At 77.2% G+C, this 15,677-nt stretch carries 14 protein-coding genes; 8 read left to right on the forward strand and 6 right to left on the reverse strand.

Going from position 1 to position 15,677, the window contains the following annotated elements:
* The first annotated feature begins 41 nt into the window (after positions 1 to 41).
* From CP980_RS03345 to CP980_RS03355, 3 genes are read left to right on the forward strand one after another with little or no spacing between them, the layout of a single operon-like run.
* Positions 42 to 1,103 carry a type III polyketide synthase gene (locus CP980_RS03345; RefSeq protein ID WP_150492571.1) on the forward strand — a complete coding sequence of 354 codons (1,062 nt, stop codon included), beginning with the start codon at positions 42 to 44 and terminating at the stop codon, positions 1,101 to 1,103.
* Positions 1,104 to 1,147: 44 nt separating this feature from the next.
* Positions 1,148 to 1,699 (forward strand): isoprenylcysteine carboxyl methyltransferase family protein, encoded by a 552-nt coding sequence (locus CP980_RS03350; RefSeq protein ID WP_132754671.1) that lies wholly within the window; start codon positions 1,148 to 1,150, stop codon positions 1,697 to 1,699.
* A complete protein-coding gene (locus tag CP980_RS03355; RefSeq protein ID WP_150492572.1) occupies positions 1,696 to 2,721 on the forward strand; it encodes an NAD(P)/FAD-dependent oxidoreductase in 1,026 nt (341 codons plus the stop codon). The genes CP980_RS03350 and CP980_RS03355 overlap by 4 nt, the downstream gene beginning before the upstream one ends.
* 85 nt (positions 2,722 to 2,806) lie before the next feature.
* Here the strand turns inward: CP980_RS03355 and CP980_RS03360 are convergent, their stop codons facing one another.
* Complete coding sequence (locus CP980_RS03360; protein WP_150492573.1) at positions 2,807 to 3,913, reverse strand: hypothetical protein; 1,107 nt, start codon at positions 3,911 to 3,913, stop codon at positions 2,807 to 2,809.
* Positions 3,914 to 4,149: 236 nt separating this feature from the next.
* Here CP980_RS03360 and CP980_RS03365 point away from each other — a divergent pair, with 236 nt between their 5' ends.
* The 3 genes from CP980_RS03365 (at position 4,150) to CP980_RS03375 (ending at position 6,628) form a co-directional block, all read left to right on the forward strand.
* Positions 4,150 to 4,338: a DUF6381 family protein gene (locus CP980_RS03365; RefSeq protein WP_373312816.1), complete on the forward strand. Its 189-nt coding sequence runs from the start codon at positions 4,150 to 4,152 to the stop codon at positions 4,336 to 4,338.
* 90 nt (positions 4,339 to 4,428) lie between these two features.
* Positions 4,429 to 4,938, forward strand: a complete 510-nt coding sequence (locus CP980_RS03370; RefSeq protein ID WP_132753846.1) for a mycothiol transferase — start codon at positions 4,429 to 4,431, stop codon at positions 4,936 to 4,938.
* Between the two features lie 79 nt (positions 4,939 to 5,017).
* Positions 5,018 to 6,628: a carboxylesterase/lipase family protein gene (locus CP980_RS03375; RefSeq protein WP_229906870.1), complete on the forward strand. Its 1,611-nt coding sequence runs from the start codon at positions 5,018 to 5,020 to the stop codon at positions 6,626 to 6,628.
* Positions 6,629 to 6,644: 16 nt separating this feature from the next.
* On the opposite strand, the gene CP980_RS03380 is transcribed toward CP980_RS03375, so the two are convergent.
* The gene (locus tag CP980_RS03380) at positions 6,645 to 7,379 is read right to left on the reverse strand and encodes a hypothetical protein (RefSeq protein WP_150492574.1); all 735 of its coding nucleotides are present in this window, start codon (positions 7,377 to 7,379) and stop codon (positions 6,645 to 6,647) included.
* Positions 7,380 to 7,451: 72 nt separating this feature from the next.
* Here CP980_RS03380 and CP980_RS03385 point away from each other — a divergent pair, with 72 nt between their 5' ends.
* Together CP980_RS03385 and CP980_RS03390 are read left to right on the forward strand one after the other, a co-directional pair.
* Entirely contained in the window at positions 7,452 to 8,012 is a 561-nt protein-coding gene (locus CP980_RS03385) for an HAD domain-containing protein (RefSeq protein WP_150492575.1), read from the forward strand.
* Positions 8,009 to 8,413 (forward strand): hypothetical protein, encoded by a 405-nt coding sequence (locus tag CP980_RS03390; protein ID WP_189998398.1) that lies wholly within the window; start codon positions 8,009 to 8,011, stop codon positions 8,411 to 8,413. Before CP980_RS03385 ends, CP980_RS03390 begins: the two co-directional genes overlap by 4 nt.
* A 5-nt stretch (positions 8,414 to 8,418) precedes the next feature.
* Here CP980_RS03390 and CP980_RS36535 read toward each other — a convergent pair whose 3' ends face one another.
* The 4 genes from CP980_RS36535 to CP980_RS03405 are packed head-to-tail and all read right to left on the reverse strand — an operon-like array spanning position 8,419 to position 15,621.
* Positions 8,419 to 9,189 (reverse strand): hypothetical protein, encoded by a 771-nt coding sequence (locus CP980_RS36535; RefSeq protein ID WP_341874186.1) that lies wholly within the window; start codon positions 9,187 to 9,189, stop codon positions 8,419 to 8,421.
* On the reverse strand, positions 9,132 to 10,616 hold the full coding sequence (locus tag CP980_RS03395; protein WP_341874187.1) for a hypothetical protein: 1,485 nt from the start codon (positions 10,614 to 10,616) through the stop codon (positions 9,132 to 9,134). The genes CP980_RS36535 and CP980_RS03395 overlap by 58 nt, the downstream gene beginning before the upstream one ends.
* A complete protein-coding gene (locus CP980_RS03400) occupies positions 10,613 to 14,446 on the reverse strand; it encodes a DUF5682 family protein (RefSeq protein ID WP_150492576.1) in 3,834 nt (1,277 codons plus the stop codon). The genes CP980_RS03395 and CP980_RS03400 overlap by 4 nt, the downstream gene beginning before the upstream one ends.
* A complete protein-coding gene (locus tag CP980_RS03405) occupies positions 14,443 to 15,621 on the reverse strand; it encodes an ATP-binding protein (protein ID WP_150492577.1) in 1,179 nt (392 codons plus the stop codon). Before CP980_RS03405 ends, CP980_RS03400 begins: the two co-directional genes overlap by 4 nt.
* Positions 15,622 to 15,677: the final 56 nt, after the last annotated feature.

Genomic DNA, 15,677 nt, shown 5'->3' on the forward strand with positions numbered 1-15,677 from the left:
GGATTCATCACGAAGTGTCAGTTGTTACCTATGTTGAGGCAATGACGCGTGTCCTGGCCGTGAGCAGTGTCTTCCCGCCCCACCGCTATCGACAGTCCGAGATCGCGACGGCGCTCGCCCGCTTCCTTCCCCCGGGGGCCGACACCGCCCTCCTCCACCGACTGCACCAGGCCGTGGGAGTCGACTCCCGCCACCTCGCGCTCCCGCTGGAACGCTACGGTCCGTCGAACGACTTCGGCGCCACGAACGCGCTCTTCGTGGAGTGCGCCGAGGAGCTCGGCGCCCGAGCCGTCGAAGCCGCCCTCGCCGCGGCCCACCTGACGGCGCGCGAGGTCGACCTGGTCATGTCGACCACGGTGACCGGGCTCGCGACGCCCTCGCTGGAAGCCCGTATCGCCAACCGGGCGGGCCTGCGACCCGACGTACGGCGACTGCCGCTCTTCGGCCTGGGCTGCGCGGCGGGCGCCGCCGGACTGGGCCACCTCCACGACCATCTGACGGGCCGCCCCGACCACGCGGCCCTGCTGCTGTCCACGGAGCTCTGCTCACTCACCCTCCAGCCCTCGGACACCTCGGTGGCGAACCTGGTGGCCGGGGCCCTCTTCGGCGACGGGGCCGGAGCCCTGCTCGCGGTGGGCCGCGGCCACCCGCTGCACGGCACGCGGCCGGGGCCGTCGGTGGTGGCCGCGTGCAGCCGCCTCTACCCCGGCACCGAGGGGCTCCTCGGCTGGGACATCGGCCACTGGGGCTTCCGGATGGTGCTGGGCCGGGAACTGCCCGCCCTGGTCCGGCTGCACGTGGCCGAGGAGGTCGAGTCCTTCCTCGCCCGGCACGACCTCAAGCCGCCGGACGTCGACGCGTGGATCGTCCACCCCGGCGGACCGAAGGTGCTCGACGCGCTCGCGGACGCGCTGGCGCTGCCCGACTCCGCCTTCGCGGCGAGCCGTCGCTCGCTCGCCCAGGCGGGCAACCTGTCCTCGGCCTCGGTCCTGCACATCCTGAACTCGATCCAGGCCGCGGGGCCGCCCCCGCCCGGCTCGGTCGGCCTGATGATCGCCTTCGGGCCGGGCTTCGCCTCCGAACTCGTCCTCCTGCGCTGGTGAACCCCATGACCGTGACCCCGCTGCCCTCCACGGACCCGTACGCGATGGGCCCCTACCTGCTCCTCATCGGCCTCGTCGCGGTTGAGCGGCTCGCCGAACTCGCCACGGCCCGCCGCAACACGCGCTGGAGCCTGTCCCGTGGCGCCGTCGAATACGGACGCGGCCACTACCCCGCCATGGTCGCCCTGCACACCGCGCTGCTCGTCGGCTGCGTGGCGGAACCGCTCCTGGCCGACCGGCCGTTCCTGCCCGCACTGGGCTGGACCGCCCTCGCCCTCGTGATCGCCGCCCAGGGCCTGCGCTGGTGGTGCATCGCCACCCTCGGCCGGCGCTGGAACACCCGCGTGCTGGTCGTCCCCGGGCTGCCGCTGGTGGCGGCCGGTCCGTACCGGCTGCTGCGCCACCCGAACTACGTCGCGGTCGTGGTCGAGGGCGCGGCGCTGCCGCTGGTGCACACCGCCTGGGTGACGGCGGCCGCCTTCACCCTGCTGAACCTCCTGCTGCTCGGCGTCCGCATCCGCTGCGAGGAGGACGCCCTGGCGCATGCCGCGCCGGTCTACCGCAGCGCCGTCCCGGCCGAGGGCCCGGCCCGGTGATCGACCTGCTCGTCGCGGGCGGTGGCCCGGCCGGGCTGGCCACCGCGATCCACGGGGCGCTGGCCGGGATGGAGGTCGTGGTCCTGGAGCCGCGCCCCACGCCGATCGACAAGGCCTGCGGCGAGGGCCTGATGCCGGGAGCCGTACGGGGCCTTCGGGAACTCGGCGTGTCCGTGCCGGGCCACCCCTTCCACGGGATCCGCTACCTGGACGGGGCGAGCGGTCTTCACGCGGAAGGGCGGTTCCGCGCGGGGCCGGGTCTCGGAGCCCGCCGTCCGGTCCTCCAAGCGGCGCTGGCCCAGCGGGCCGAGCAGCTGGGCGTACGGGTGCTCGCGCGGCGCGTCGGCGAGGTCCGCCAGGACGCCGACCGGGTCGGCGCGGCCGGTCTGACGGCGCGCCACCTCGTGGCGGCGGACGGGCTGCACTCCCCGGTCCGGCGGGGCCTGGGCCTGGCGGCGCCGCCCGCCCCCGGCCGCCAGCCGCGCTACGGGCTGCGCCGCCACTACGCCGTGGAGCCCTGGAGCGATCTGGTCGAGGTGCACTGGGCGGCGCACTGCGAGGCGTACGTGACCCCGCTGGGGCCCGGCCGGGTGGGCGTGGCCGTGCTCACCGCCGAGCGCGCCCCGTTCGACGTACAGCTGGCCCGGTTCCCGCTGCTGCGCGAGCGGCTGGCCGGGGCGGCCGGCTCCCCGGTGCTCGGCGCCGGTCCGCTGCGTCAGCGGGCGCGGGTGCGGGTCGCGGGGCGGGTGCTGTTCGTCGGGGACGCGGCGGGGTACGTGGACGCGCTGACCGGCGAGGGCCTGACCCTGGCCGTGACGGCGGCCGGCGAACTGGTGCGCTGCGTACGGGAGGGCCGGCCGCAGGCGTACGAGCGGGCCTGGCGGGAACTGTCGCGTAGCTACCGCGCGCTGACCGCGTCCTTGCTGTGGGCCCGCCAACAGCCCCGGCTCGCGGGGCGGATCGTCCCCTGCGCCGCCCGGCTGCCCCGGGTGTTCGCGCACGCGGTCAACCTGCTGGCGTAGAGGCGGCTCGGCGTGTCCGCGCGCCGGGCATGCCACGGGGGCGGGAGCGGTGGCACCTGCCACCGCTCCCGCCCCCGTCGCGGGGTCAGCCGCCGGCGCCCGCCCGGGCCCGCGGCGGCCGGTTCACCAGCGCCAGACCGGCCAGCAGGGCCGCGGCCGCGGCGCACAGCACCGCGGTGACGCCCGCCCAGGCCTGGGTGGCGCTCACCGCACCCTCCAGCGGGTCGAACTCCGCGAGTCCGCCGGCCACGTGCAGGGCGACGACGGCGACGGCGCCGACGGCACCGGCCCGCCATGCCCCGGCGGTGTCGCGCACCGCGATCAGCGTGCCGAGCCCGAGGCACAGCACGGTGGTGAGGAGCGCGGCGATCGCGGTCGGGGGCTGCGACGACAGGGCCGTCACATCGCTCGGCAGGTGCAGGGCACCGCAGAGCAGCAGCGCCGCGGCCACGGGCCAGCGCAGCAGGTGGCGCAGCGGGCCGGAGGGAGCGGGGGCCGCGCCCCGGCCGCCGTTCGGGCCGCGCCCGTACGTGCGGCGGTACTCCTCCGGGGACGGGTACCGCTCGTCCTCGTACGGGTCGTCGAACGGCTCCTCGTCCGGAGGCTCGGGCCTGCGCGCGGGCCGTGCCGAGGGCCGTCGGGCGTGCCAGGCCGGTGCTCCGTCGCGCTCCGCGCCGGGCCGGGCGGCCCGGTCGGTCCGTGGCGGCCCTGCCGGGTGCACGGACGGGACGGCCGGGACTGCCGCGCCTGACGGGATCTCGGGGGCCGCCGGGACGGCCGTGGCCGGGAGCCCGGGCTCGCCGGTCGGGACGGGCCGCGGGGACCGGAAGACCCGGCCGGGGGGCTCGGGATCGGGGCTGCCGGGGGCAGGCTCGGGATCCGAGGGTGCTGTGCGCTCCTCGTCCGTCCCGAGGATGCCGACCAGCAGGGCCACGTCCTGGACCGGGCGCCCGACGGCGGCCGCCCGCAGCGTCTGGTGGCCGTGGCCGGGGCTCTGGCCGGTCTCCTCCAGGAGGGTCACCAGTTCGGCCACTTCTTCCAGGGGCCGGCAGGTGCCCGCCGTCTCCAGCAGGGTGCGTATCGGCTCGGTGCTCGTCAGGGTCGCCGGGGTCGTCGTACCGGTGGGGTCGGGGTCGGGGAGCTCGCGGTGGCCGTCGTCCTGCGTCGCCGCGAGCGTGATGGGGTCGTTCATGGAAAGCTCCGTTCGCCGACGCGCGGGTCTACACATCGCACGCCGGTCAACGTGCGTCATGGGATGCGCACGCTCGGTCACCATTGACCGGCACCCGGCGCCGCTGCGCCATTCGGGGCGGGCAAACGGGGGAGCCGCCGCGCCGGCCGGTCACCGCGCGGGGCAGTTCGAGATGCGCACCCGCGGCCCTGCTGTTTCGCTGAATCGGGTCTCCTTACCCCCACACCCGAGGAGTGATCATGAGCGCAGGTGAATCCCGCGGCCGGGTCCGGCAGTTGCGCGACAAGGCGCAGGAACTGAACACGGCGGCCGAACGCTCCACCGACCCGGAGGAGCGCCGCCGCCTCCACGAGAAGGCCCGCCGGCTCCAGGAGCAGAGTGAGAAGGAAGACAAGATCGACGACCGGGGTATGGATCCCATGTAGCTCCGCGCCGGTCCACCCATCGGCCGGTCGCCCCGGGCACCGGCCGATGTCGTACGCCGGGCGGTACGACACCACGTCAGGAGGCGGCACATGAAGGCTACGGAGGCACTGGCCGATGCGTACGGGCGCATCCACGAGGTGGTGCACGAGGTGGTCGGGGGGCTCTCGGCCGAGGAGTTGAACGCGCGGATCGACCCGGAGGCGAACTCGATCGCCTGGCTGGTGTGGCACCTGACCCGGGTGCAGGACGACCACATGGCGGACGCCTCGGGCCTGGAGCAGGTCTGGACGGAGCAGGAATGGTTCGCCCGCTTCGCCCTGCCGCTGCCCGCCGAGGCCACCGGCTACGGGCACACGGCCAAACAGGTGGGCACGGTCCTGGTCGAGTCCGACGAGCTGCTGCTGGGGTACTTCGACGCCGTCCACGAGCGGACCACCGAGTTCGTCCGGGGGCTCTCCGCCACCGATCTGGACCGCGTGGTGGACACGGGCTGGGATCCGCCGGTCACCTTGGGGGTACGGCTGATCAGCATCCTCTCCGACGACCTCCAGCACGCCGGCCAGGCCGCGTACGTACGGGGCCTGGTACAGCGCCGCTAGCGACATCGCGGGTACGCCGAGCAGCGGGCGGGGAGGGGGCGGCGACGGAGGGGGAACAGACGACGAAAGGCGGTCGCCGGTGTCCCCTGAACGCTTCGCACGACACGGGAGCGCCCTGTGGTGCGTGCTCCTGCTGCTCGCCGCCGGGGCCGGACCCGCCTCTGCGACGGGCGCGGCTCCCGATGCGCGGCCCGTGGTGGACACCGACCGGGGACCGGTACGGGGCACGTCGCACGGCGATCACCGCACCTTCGAGGGGATCCCGTACGCGGCGCCGCCGACCGGCCCGCTGCGCTGGCGGCTTCCGCAGCCCGCCGCGCGCTGGACGGGCGTACGCGACGCCGGGGCGCCGGGCGCGCGCTGCGTCCAGCTGCCCGCGGTGGGGCCGGGCGGGCCGAGCGGCTCCGAGGACTGCCTGTACCTGAACGTCACCACGCCCCCGCCGGCCCCCGCCACGCGCAAACGCCCCGTCATGGTCTGGTTCCACGGGGGCGGCTTCGTCAACGGCGCCGGTGACCTCTACCGCCCGGACCGGCTGGCCGCGCGGGGCGGCGCCGTGGTCGTCACCGTCAACTACCGGCTGGGCGTCTTCGGCCTCTTCGGGCACCCCTCGCTCGGCGGGGCCCCCGACTTCGCGATCGCCGACCAGCAGGCGGCCCTGCGCTGGGTGCGGTCCAACGCCGCCCGCTTCGGCGGCGATCCCTCCGACGTGACCCTGTTCGGCGAATCGGCGGGCGGCCTCAGCATCTGCGCGCACCTGACCTCGCCCGCCTCGGCCGGCCTGTTCCAGCGGGCGGTCCTGCAGAGCGGCTCCTGCTCGACCACGATGCCGCCCCGCTCGGTCCTGCCCACGCTGGGCCGGTACGAGCCCTTCGTGCCCGAGCGGCGCACCGTCGCGGCCGGGGTCTCGGCGGCGGCCGGCCTGGGCTGCGACCGGCCGGAGCCGGACGCGGTACTGGACTGCCTGCGCGGGAAGGACGCGGCGACGCTCGCGACGCCGGAACTGATGACGGGGTTCTCGCTCGTCTCCTACGGCGACGGCAACCGCGTACTGCCCGAGGAGCCCCGGCGGGCCTTGGAGGGCGGCCGCTTCCACCGGGTGCCGGTGGTCGAGGGCGCCAACCGGGACGAGATGCGGATCTTCCTGGCGCAGAGCCTGACGGCGTTCCCGATCCCCGACGCGGGCGCCTACCGGGCCCGGGTGGAGCAGGCGTTCGGCGCCGGGGCCGTCCCGGCCGTCGAGGCGCGGTACCCGGTGGCGGCGTACCCGACCCCGGCGCTGGCCTTCGCCGCCGCGCTCTCCGACGCCTCGTTCATCTGCCCGGCGCTGCGGGACGGCCGGGCGATGGCCCGGTATACGCCGGTGTACGCGTACCGGTTCAGCGACCGGGACGCGCCGAACTTCACGGGCCTTCCCGAGGTGCCGGGCTTCCCGTACGGCGCCTCGCACGGCCTCGAACTGCCGTACCTGTTCACGATGGACGCCGCTCTGACGGCTCCGCAGCGGGCGCTGTCGCAGCGGATGACGGCCGACTGGACGGCGTTCGCCCGCACGGGGAGGCTTCCGGCGTGGCCGCGGTTCGGCACGGCCGGATCGGTGCTGTCGCTGGCTCCGGGCCCGGGCGGGGTCCACGCGGTGGACGGGGTGGCGGAACACCACTGTGCGTTCTGGGACGCGCAGTGGCCGTGAGGGCTGCGCCCGCGCCTCACCAGGCCGAGGTGGCGATGGCCTCCCCCGCGCCGGTGCGGACGGTGACGGTGCCGTGGTCCTGGTACACCTGGCGCCGCCACGACACGAACACGTCCGCGACCCGGCGGCCGTCCTCCGCCAGGCCCTTGCCGACGGCCCGGGTGGAGAAGGTGACGACCGCCTCCCCGGCGTCCCGGCCCTTGCGCACCCGGGCCTCCTGGACGGCCCGCTCGGGCAGGAACTGGTCGGCCCGGGTGCGCCGCTGGGCGTAGTAGGCGTTGAAGTCCCGGGTCATGTCGAACCACCCGGCCCCGCCGCAAGGTCCGGCGCCGTTGGTGATGTCCCCGTCGGTGGGCGGGCCTGGGTCCCCGCCGGTCTCCTGATCGGTGGGAGGCCCCGCGTACCCCCCGGTCTCCTCGTCGGTCGGCGGGCCGGCGTACCCGCTCCCGGTCTCCTCGTCGGTCGGCGGGCCGGCGTAGCCGCTCCCGGTCTCCTGGTCGGTCGGCGGGCCGGCGTAGGCGCCCGTCTCCTCCTCCGTGGGCGGATCGGGGAGGCCGGTACCGGCGCCGCCCGTCGTGCGGTCGAGGCCGCAGGTCTCCTTCGCAGGGGCAGCCTGTGCGGGCGCCGGCGCGGCGGCTTCCGCGCCGGCATGCCGCGTACCGCAGGCCGCCAGCACGGCGCACAGCAGCCCCACCCCCACCGCTCGCCCGGCCGCGACGGACACGGACGTCCTCGTCATGATCATGCTCATGCTCATCCCCCTCTTGCCGTGGAAGAGGGGATCGCAGGGCCCGCGGTTCCACGCGGGGGTTACGGTGCCGCCATGACCAGTCCGGCGCGGCGCCCCCAGCCCCTTCCCCGCCCCCGCCCCCTCCCCCTCCTCTTCCTCGACGTCGACGGACCGCTCCTCCCCTTCGGGGCCACCTCCGAGGAACTCCTCGACGGCTACCCGACGTACGGGACCCGCCCCGACGCGAATCCGCTCCTCGCGCGGCTCGATCCCGCCCTCGGACCCCGGCTCCTGGCGCTGCCGTGCGAACTGGTCTGGGCCACGACCTGGGTGGCCGACGCGAACGCGTGGGTCGCACCACGCATCGGGCTGCCGGAGCTGCCGGTGGTGACCTGGCCGGACCTCTCCGAGGAGGACGCCCTGTCGGGGACCCACTGGAAGACCCGTACCCTCGTCGCGTACGCCGCCGGGCGGCCCTTCGCCTGGGTGGACGACGAGATCGGGCCGACCGACCGCGCCTGGGTCCGCACACACCACCCCGGCCGGGCCCTCCTCCACCGCGTGGACCCCCGCTTCGGCCTCACCGCGGCGGACTTCACCGCGCTCGCCGCATGGCTGCGCGGCCTCAAGCTCCCGCAGGAGGTCACCCCGTGACGCCCGGGCCCCGCCCCCTCCCCGCCCTGCCCGCGAGGGCCACCTGGCACGACACGGGTACGAGCGTGTTCTGCTGGGCGGCCCGGGCCGACGGACGCTGGTGGGTCCTACGCCTCAACCACTTTCCCGAACACCCCCTCTACACCCTGTTCGTCGACGCCCGGGCCCTCGGTGACATCGATGACGTCCCGGACACCTGGCGCCTGTCGGACCGTGCCGCACACCCCGTACTGACCGCCTCGGAACGTGCCGAGGTGCTCGGCCTCATGGCCGGCCTCGGTCCGTACGGAGCCGAGGCCGGCGCCCCGTGCGACGGCGACTGGTGCACCTGCGACATGCTCACCGACGAGTACGCCGCGGCGCCGCGGCCGGCCGGGAACACGGACGGCGCGCCGGGGTGAGCGGGTCATCGGGTCCGGTCCTCTCCCGAGACCCGGGCCTCTCCCCAGGCCCAGGACGCCGCCACCAGGGAGCGTTCCGCCGCGGCCAGATGCGTAGAGGCGGCCAGCCAGGCCCGGGCGTAGCCATCGGGTGAGGGGTCCGTCAGGCGGCCGAAGACATCGCGGGGCCGGCGGTCCGCCTCCGCGGCGAGGGCCGTGGCGAGTTCCGCCGCCGTGCCGAAGCCGGCCCGGCGCAACGGGCCGAACGCGGTGCGGGGTTCGGCGGTGCGGGCCGCCTCCGCGACGGCGCGGCGGCCGCCCGCGACCCCGCTTTCGAGCAGTCGGCGTACCCGCCACAGCGGGGAGTCGGCCAGGACGTCCGGGCCTTCGGCCGCGGCGGGCGCGGCGGCCGTACCGGGCGGGAAGTGGCCGCCCTGGAGCACGTCGTACCCCAGGTCGGCGCGGCCCAGCCACTCCTCGGGCAGGCGCAGCGTGTGCTGCGCGCCGGGGACCGGGCCGACCGCCAGCGGGCGCAGGGTGGCGGCGCGGTCCAGGTCGGGGCGGCCCAGGACGCGGAGCAGCAGCCCGGGGTGGGCGGCGATGCGGCGCAGGTTGGCCGTGTGCGGCAGCTCGGGGTGGGGGTGGGCGGCGCGCAGCCGCAGCAGGGGCGCGTCCGCCCGTACCTCCCGGACCAGGAGGTCCTCCCCGGCCGCGCCGACGACGGTGACCTCGCAGCCCATCAGGGCGGGGTCGGCCCCCTCGGGATCGGCGTCCCGGTCGGCGAGCCGGGCGGCCACGGATTCGGCCGCCGGCCGGGCGAAGAGCGAGGCGGCCGGCTCTTCGGTCCACGGGACTCCGCGCAGCGGGGTCGCCTGGACCCCGCGTCCGGCGCCGAGGCGGCCGTCGGCGGAGACCGTGGCCCCGGCGATACGGAGTCCCCGCGCGCGAGGCCCGCGTGGTCCAGGGCGGCTCCGCCGAGCGCCACGGAGGCGGAACCGGCGCCGCGGGCGCGGGCCAGGCCGCCCGGGCGGACGTCGGAGACGGAGTAGCGGGCTCCGTCCGCCGCGAGCAGGTGGGTGACGACTCCCCCGTACCCGGTGGCGGACAGGACCGGCTCCCGGCACAGGCCGTACACCCGCAGGCTGCCGCCGGGCTGGTAGGCGCGGCGGACGGTGCCGGTGAGGGCCGGACCGGCGGCCGTGCCGGAGGCCAGCAGGCCGGCGGTGTGGAGCAGTTCGCGGAAGGCCGCGGTGAGGTCGGCGAGCCGGTGGCCGCCGCTGCGCTCCCGGGCGGCGCGCAGGCCGCGTACGACGCGCAGGGTGGCGGCCTCGGCGCGGGGCAGCCCGGCCAGGCGGGCGGTGTGGGCGGCCCGCAGCAACTCGGCCTGGACCACCGCCCCGCCGGCCGTGACCCCGGCGGCGAGGGCCTCGGCGGCGGCCCGCCAGAGCGCGGCGGCGGCCCGCAGCTGCGCAGCGGTGAGAACCTCGGCAGCAGGCCCGGGCACGGAACCGGCACCGAGCACGGAGACCGGTCCGGACGCGGACACGGTGCCGGACGCGGAGCCGGACGCCCCGGACCCGGACCGGGGGCCCGGCACGGTTCCCGACGCGGGACCGGCCGCGGCCCTCGTCCCGGAGCCTGACCCGGGAGCGGTCCCGGCTACGGCCCCGGACACCGGCCCGGGTACGGCCCCGACCGCCGTCCCCGACCCGAACCCGACCGCCGTCCCCGACCCGGCTGCCGCCGCCGTCCCCGACCCGGCGGCGGCCGAAACGCCAGCGCCCGAATCGTCGGCACCCGGCCCGCCGGCACCCGGCCCGGCGGCGGCCGGATCGGCGGCCCGGTCCGGTGCGGGCAGGTCCGCCCGATCCGGTGCGGGCACGTCCGCCCCGTCCGGCGCGGACAGGTCCGCCCGGTCGGCCAGGGGGGCCGCGCCCAGGACTGCCGCCCTGTGCAGGCAGCGCGGGGCCAACAGGCAGGTGCAGGTGGCCTGTTCGGCTGTGGCCACCGCCCCGCCCGGGCCCGGCCGCAGCGTGACGAGCGCGTCCTCGCCGAAGCGGACCGTCACACCCCCGTCCTCCCCCGGGCGCGCACCCGCCGCGCAGCCCTCGATGGCCGCGTCCAGCTTCTTGCGCAGCCGGGCCGTGAGGTTCTCGACGGCCTCGGCGAGGACCTCGGGGGCCACCGGCGGCAGGTTCGACTCGGTACTCGGTTCACTGCTCATCGGGGTTCTCCACAGAGGCGGTCGCCCACCCAGCGGGCGAGGGCGAGCGGACTGAGGGCGGCCACCGGCATGCCGGCCGCGACGAGCTGCCGGGCGACCGGGACGGAGTAGCGCGGCGCGCCCGCGTCGTCGAGCGCGGCGCAGCCCAGCAGATGGGCGCCGGACGCGGCCAGCGCGCGGACCTCCCCGAGGAGTCCGCCGATCGGCGCGCCCTCCTCGAAGTCGCTGACCACGACGACGAGCGTGCGACTGGGCACTGTGATCAGGGACCGGGCGTGGGCCAGGCCCGCGGCGATGTGCGTACCGCCTCCGACGCGGACCTCCAGCAGCAGCGACAGCGGGTCCTCCACCCGGTCGGTGAGGTCGACGACCTGCGTGGAGAAGGCCAGGAAGTGGGTGGACAGGGTCGGCACACCGCCCAAGACGGCGGCGGTGAGCGCCGACCAGATGACCGAGGCCTCCATGGAGCCGGAGACGTCGACGACCAGGATCAGCCGCCAGTCCGCTTCACGGCTGACGCGGGTGCTGAACACCGGCCGTTCCGGTACGACCACCACCCGGCCGTCGCCGAGGCGGCGGGTGTGCGCGAGGTTGGCGCGCAGGGTCCGGGCCAGGTCGAGCCTGCCGCCGGGGCGGCGGGTGGGGCGCGGGGTGGCGAGGCCGGAGAGCGCCGGGCGCAGCCGGGTGGCGAGCTCCTTGGCGAGCTCGTCGACAAGCCGCTTGACCAGGGGCCGCAGCCGGTCGAGCCGGGCCTCCGGCATACCGCCGGCCAGCGACAGCACGGAGCTCAGCAGTTCCACGGAGGGGCGTACGGCGGCCGGGTCGAGCTGGGCCAGCACGTCGGCCCGGCCCGTGTCCGCCGCGTCGGCGAGTACCTCCTCGCGCAGGTCGGCGCCGAAGAGCGCTTCGAGCTCCTGCGACCATTCGCGGGCCGTGGGGAAGGAGGCCTCCTGCCCGCCGCCGCTGCCCCGGCCGCCTTCGAGGTCGGCGGAGCCTTCGCCGCGGCCGTGGCCGTACAGCTCGTCGAGGGCGTGGGCGTAGCGCCGGGCGCCGGCGGGGAGCCGGTCGCGCTCGCGGCCGAGCAGCAGGCGCCAGCGGTCGGCGGGGGCCAGCCGGTGTTGCTCCCGTCGCAGGGGCGCGGGTACGGGCGCGGGTACGGGCGGTACGGGTGTCCCCGGCTCGGGGCCGGCCCCCGGCCCGGGAGCCGTGGCGCCGCCCGCCGGCAGCGCTTCCAGGGCCCTGAGCGCGGCGGCGCCCGCCGCGTCCGCCGCGGCCCACAGGGCGAGCAGCGCGGGCGGCGCGTCGAGGGACAGGTCCAAGCGGTCGCCGAGCCGCTCGGTGACGCTGTCCAGCAGCCGGTCGCGGGCGGCCGGGGCCAGTACGTCGAACCCCGCGCGCAGGGCCGGGAGCCGGTCCAGGAACTCCTGGTCGGCGAGGCCGTCGACGCGGTCCAGGACCGGGCCGAGGGCGGCGGCGGAGGACTGGAGGAGCGGTCCGGCGGCGGCCAGGACCCCGCCGAGGCGGCGGGCGAGGGAGCGCCGGCCGTCGGGGGTCGTCGCGCCGTCGATCCACCCGGCGGCCCGGTCGCCCAGGCCTGCGGCCGGATCGAGATCGAGCAGGACCCGTACGGCCAGTGCGGCGCCCTGCATCAACGGGGAGGCGGCGGCGGCCAGTTCCGCGAGGGCGGAGTCCATCCGCAGGCCCAGGTGGAGGCCGGCGGCCCGGTCGGCGAGGGCCACGAGGGCGCGCGCGTCGGCGGGGTCCTCGCTGCCGCCGAGCCCGGGCAGGGACCGTACGGCGGCTTCGACCAGCCGGGCGGTCAGCGCGGTGGCGGCGGCTCGCGAGTCCTCGGAGGCACTGGGGAAATGCCCCCGGGCGAGGCCCTCCAACAGGTCCAGTGACGCCAGGAGTTCGGGCAGGGTGGCGGTCTGCGGCAGGACCTCGGCGGCCTCCTCCAGCCGTACGTCCACCAGCTCGGGCAGATCGCACCGCGCGGCCGCGGCCAGACCGGTGAGGATCTGGGCCGGGGTCGGACCGCCTTCGGCGGCTGCCCGCCGGGCGGTCTCGCGCAGGGTCCCGGCGGCCGCCTGCGCGGCGGTCACCCCGCGGACCCCGGCCAGGTCGAGGCGGGCCGGGACGGAAGGTGTCCAGGTCAGCCGCCACTTGGTGCCGAGGGCGGTGCCGTCGCCGGTGGCGGCCACGTCGAGGGGCTCCCCGTACGCCGCCCCGCAGACGGCCAGCCGCTGGAGGAGGACCTCGCGGCGGCCGTCGAGCGGGGAGCGCAGCGGGTCGAGGCGGACCTCGCGGGAGGCGGGGTCCTCGGGGCCGGGCAGCCGCAGCTCCGCCAGCTCGGCCTCGACGGAGGGGCCGAGTCCGGAGCGCGGGGCGTGCGGGGTGATCCGGCCGCGGCCGGTGCCGACGAGCACGGCCTCCAGCGCCCGGGCCAACGCCCGGCCCCGACCCAGGGGTTCGCCCTGGCCGAGCACGGTGGTGACGGCTTCGAGGAGCTCGCCCCGGCCGGGCGCGGGCAGCCCGCGCAGCACGGCCAGGTCGCAGGCCAGCCGCAGCGTCTCGGCCGCCTCGCCGGTACCGGCGGTGTGGCCGGCCCGGCGCAGTTCGCGGCAGATGCCGGTGAGGGCGACGGAGGCGGCGTCCCGCACGCGCGTGGCGTCCCCGCCGGCCCGGAAGACGGCCTGCTGCCACAGGGGGTCCCGGATTCCGGCCGGGTAACCGGAGCGGGAGTCCAGCAGGTCGAAGGAGTAGGGCACGAGGGAGGTGACGGCCCCGCCGCCCCCACCCGTGGCCTTGGCCGCGGCGGCGGAGGCGAGCGCCCGCGCGGCCGGGACGGCGGCGCCGGATGCCGCCGGGACGGCCCCGGATCCCGCACGGGCCGCGGGCACTGCGGCCCGGGCCGCGGCCCCGGCGCGGACGCCGGGGGCCGCAGCGGCCGTCGGGTCCGCGGCGGCGGTCCCGGGCGCGGCCGCGGCGCGTACGACGGCACCCGCGGGGCGGTGGGCCGCCGGGTCCTGCGCGTCCGCCGCGGCCGACGTCTGCGGGGCGGCGGACTCTGACTCGCCGAGCAGGGCCGGGGCGTGGAAGGCGCCGATGAGGGCGGCGACCCTGCGGCCGCCCGAGGCGGCGGCGTGGAGGACCGCGCGCATGTGCGCCTCACGGGCCAGGTCGGTCGCGGGGACCGGGCCGTCCTGGCGCAGGGCCCAGCCCACGCCCAGCGCGGCCCGCCGGACGGCTTCCGGAGTGCAGCCGGGGGCCAGGACCTCCACGGCCCGGTCCCACAGGTCGTCGCCGTCGCGCCCGGTGCCGGACGCGGTCAGCGCGTCCGCGTACGCGCTGCCGCTGACCGGGGACGGGTCCCCGGAGCGGGCCGCGGCCCAGCCGGGGTCGGCCAGCGGGAGGTCGCAGCAACGGACCTCCACCCCGCGCGTCCGCGCCCAGCGGATCGCGGCCAGCTCCGGGGAGAAGTCCGCGAACGGGTAGAACGCGAGACCGCCCTCCCTGCCCGTGCCCGCCAGGGCGACCGGCGCGAGGGTCTCGGGGTCGGCCAAGTGCTCCAGCCACGGCTGGAAGTCGGCCGGCAGCTCCACGCACACCACCTCCGCCTCCGCGGCGTCGAGCAGCGCCGGCACCACCGCCGCGAGCGCGGGGCTGTGGTGCCGTACGCCCAGTAGGTAGGGCGCCCGCGAAGCGGCGAGCGCGTCCACGGCGCTCCGCGGCTCGGCCTGCGCCGTCGGCCGGGCGGGCACGGCCGCAGCCACGGCATCCGGTGCCCCGGCCGACGCGCTGCCCTCGGCGTGGTCGTCAGGAGCCTTCATCGGAGGTTCCCGCGCAGGTCCCACAGGCGGCGCCACATCGCCGAGCCGTCCTCGGCGCGGCGGCGGACCGGCCCGTCCCAGTAGCCCAGCAGACGGCCGTGGTCGGCCGGGTCGTCCTTGCGGACCACGCCCAGCAGGTGACCCGGCAGCAGGTCCAGTACGTCACCGCCCGGCAGGTACGCCGCGGCCACGCCCAGCGAGGCCGCCACCTGGACCGCCTCGGCGGTGGACATGACCGTGCCCGGCCGCTCCACGTCCCAGCCCTCCGCCGAACGCCCCGACCGCAGGTCCCGGAAGACCGTGACCAGCGCGTCGAGCACCGCGTCGTCCACCCCGAACGCCGCGCCCGCGCGCTGCACCGCCGCCACCGCCTGCCGGCGGATCAGCGTGGCCTCCGCGTCCGCGTCCGCGATCGGCGCGACCGTCTCGAAGTTGAAGCGCCGCTTGAGGGCGGCGGACATCTCGGAGACCCCGCGGTCGCGCAGGTTGGCGGTGGCGATGACCGTGAACCCGGGGGCCGCGGCGACCACCGCGTCCTCCGTGGCGGTCAGTTCCGGCACGCTCACCCGCCGGTCGGACAGGATCGACACCAGCGCGTCCTGCACCTCGGGGAGGCACCGGGTGATCTCCTCCACCCGGACCACCCGCCCGGTCCGCATGGCGGAGAGCACCGGGGAGTCGACGAGGGCCTGCGAGGTCGGGCCCTGGGCGAGCAGCAGGGCGTAGTTCCAGCCGTACCGGAAGGCGTCCTCCGTCGTACCGGCCGTGCCCTGCACGGTGAGCGCGCTGGTTCCGCAGACGGCCGCGGCCAGCAGCTCGGACAGCATCGACTTGGCGGTGCCGGGTTCGCCGGTGAGCAGCAGTCCGCGCTCCCCGGCGAGGGTGACGACGCAGCGTTCGACCAGCGCGCGTTCGCCGACGAACTTGGGGGCGATCGCCAGCTTGGCCGGGAGACCGGCGCGGCGCCGGCCCGGGAGGGTCAGTTCCGCGCCCTCGCTGCCGCACACGAAGGTGACGACGGCGCGCGGGGTGAGCGCCCAGCCGGGCGGGCGGGGGCCGGTGTCCTGGGCGGCGAGGAAGGCGAGTTCGTCGGCGTACCGCTCCTCGGCGGGCGACGACTGCCGGGCCGCGGCGGTCCGGGCGGGCTCGGTGGCGGGTGTGTCGGTCACGGTCATGACGTGGTGTTTCCTTCGCGGGATGCGGCGTACAGGGGTACGGGCGTGCGGGCGGA

This window comes from Streptomyces vinaceus, from assembly GCF_008704935.1.
GTDB lineage: Bacteria > Actinomycetota > Actinomycetes > Streptomycetales > Streptomycetaceae > Streptomyces > Streptomyces vinaceus.

Coding starts and splice junctions, on each gene's coding strand:
- CP980_RS03345 (WP_150492571.1), top strand. CDS start 42: ATGACGCGTGTCCTGGCCGTGAGCAGTGTCTTCCCGCCCCACCGCTAT.
- CP980_RS03350 (WP_132754671.1), top strand. CDS start 1,148: ATGGGCCCCTACCTGCTCCTCATCGGCCTCGTCGCGGTTGAGCGGCTC.
- CP980_RS03360 (WP_150492573.1), bottom strand. CDS start 3,913: ATGAACGACCCCATCACGCTCGCGGCGACGCAGGACGACGGCCACCGC.
- CP980_RS03370 (WP_132753846.1), top strand. CDS start 4,429: ATGAAGGCTACGGAGGCACTGGCCGATGCGTACGGGCGCATCCACGAG.
- CP980_RS03380 (WP_150492574.1), bottom strand. CDS start 7,379: ATGAGCATGATCATGACGAGGACGTCCGTGTCCGTCGCGGCCGGGCGA.
- CP980_RS03385 (WP_150492575.1), top strand. CDS start 7,452: ATGACCAGTCCGGCGCGGCGCCCCCAGCCCCTTCCCCGCCCCCGCCCC.
- CP980_RS03395 (WP_341874187.1), bottom strand. CDS start 10,616: ATGAGCAGTGAACCGAGTACCGAGTCGAACCTGCCGCCGGTGGCCCCC.
- CP980_RS03400 (WP_150492576.1), bottom strand. CDS start 14,446: ATGAAGGCTCCTGACGACCACGCCGAGGGCAGCGCGTCGGCCGGGGCA.
- CP980_RS03405 (WP_150492577.1), bottom strand. CDS start 15,621: ATGACCGTGACCGACACACCCGCCACCGAGCCCGCCCGGACCGCCGCG.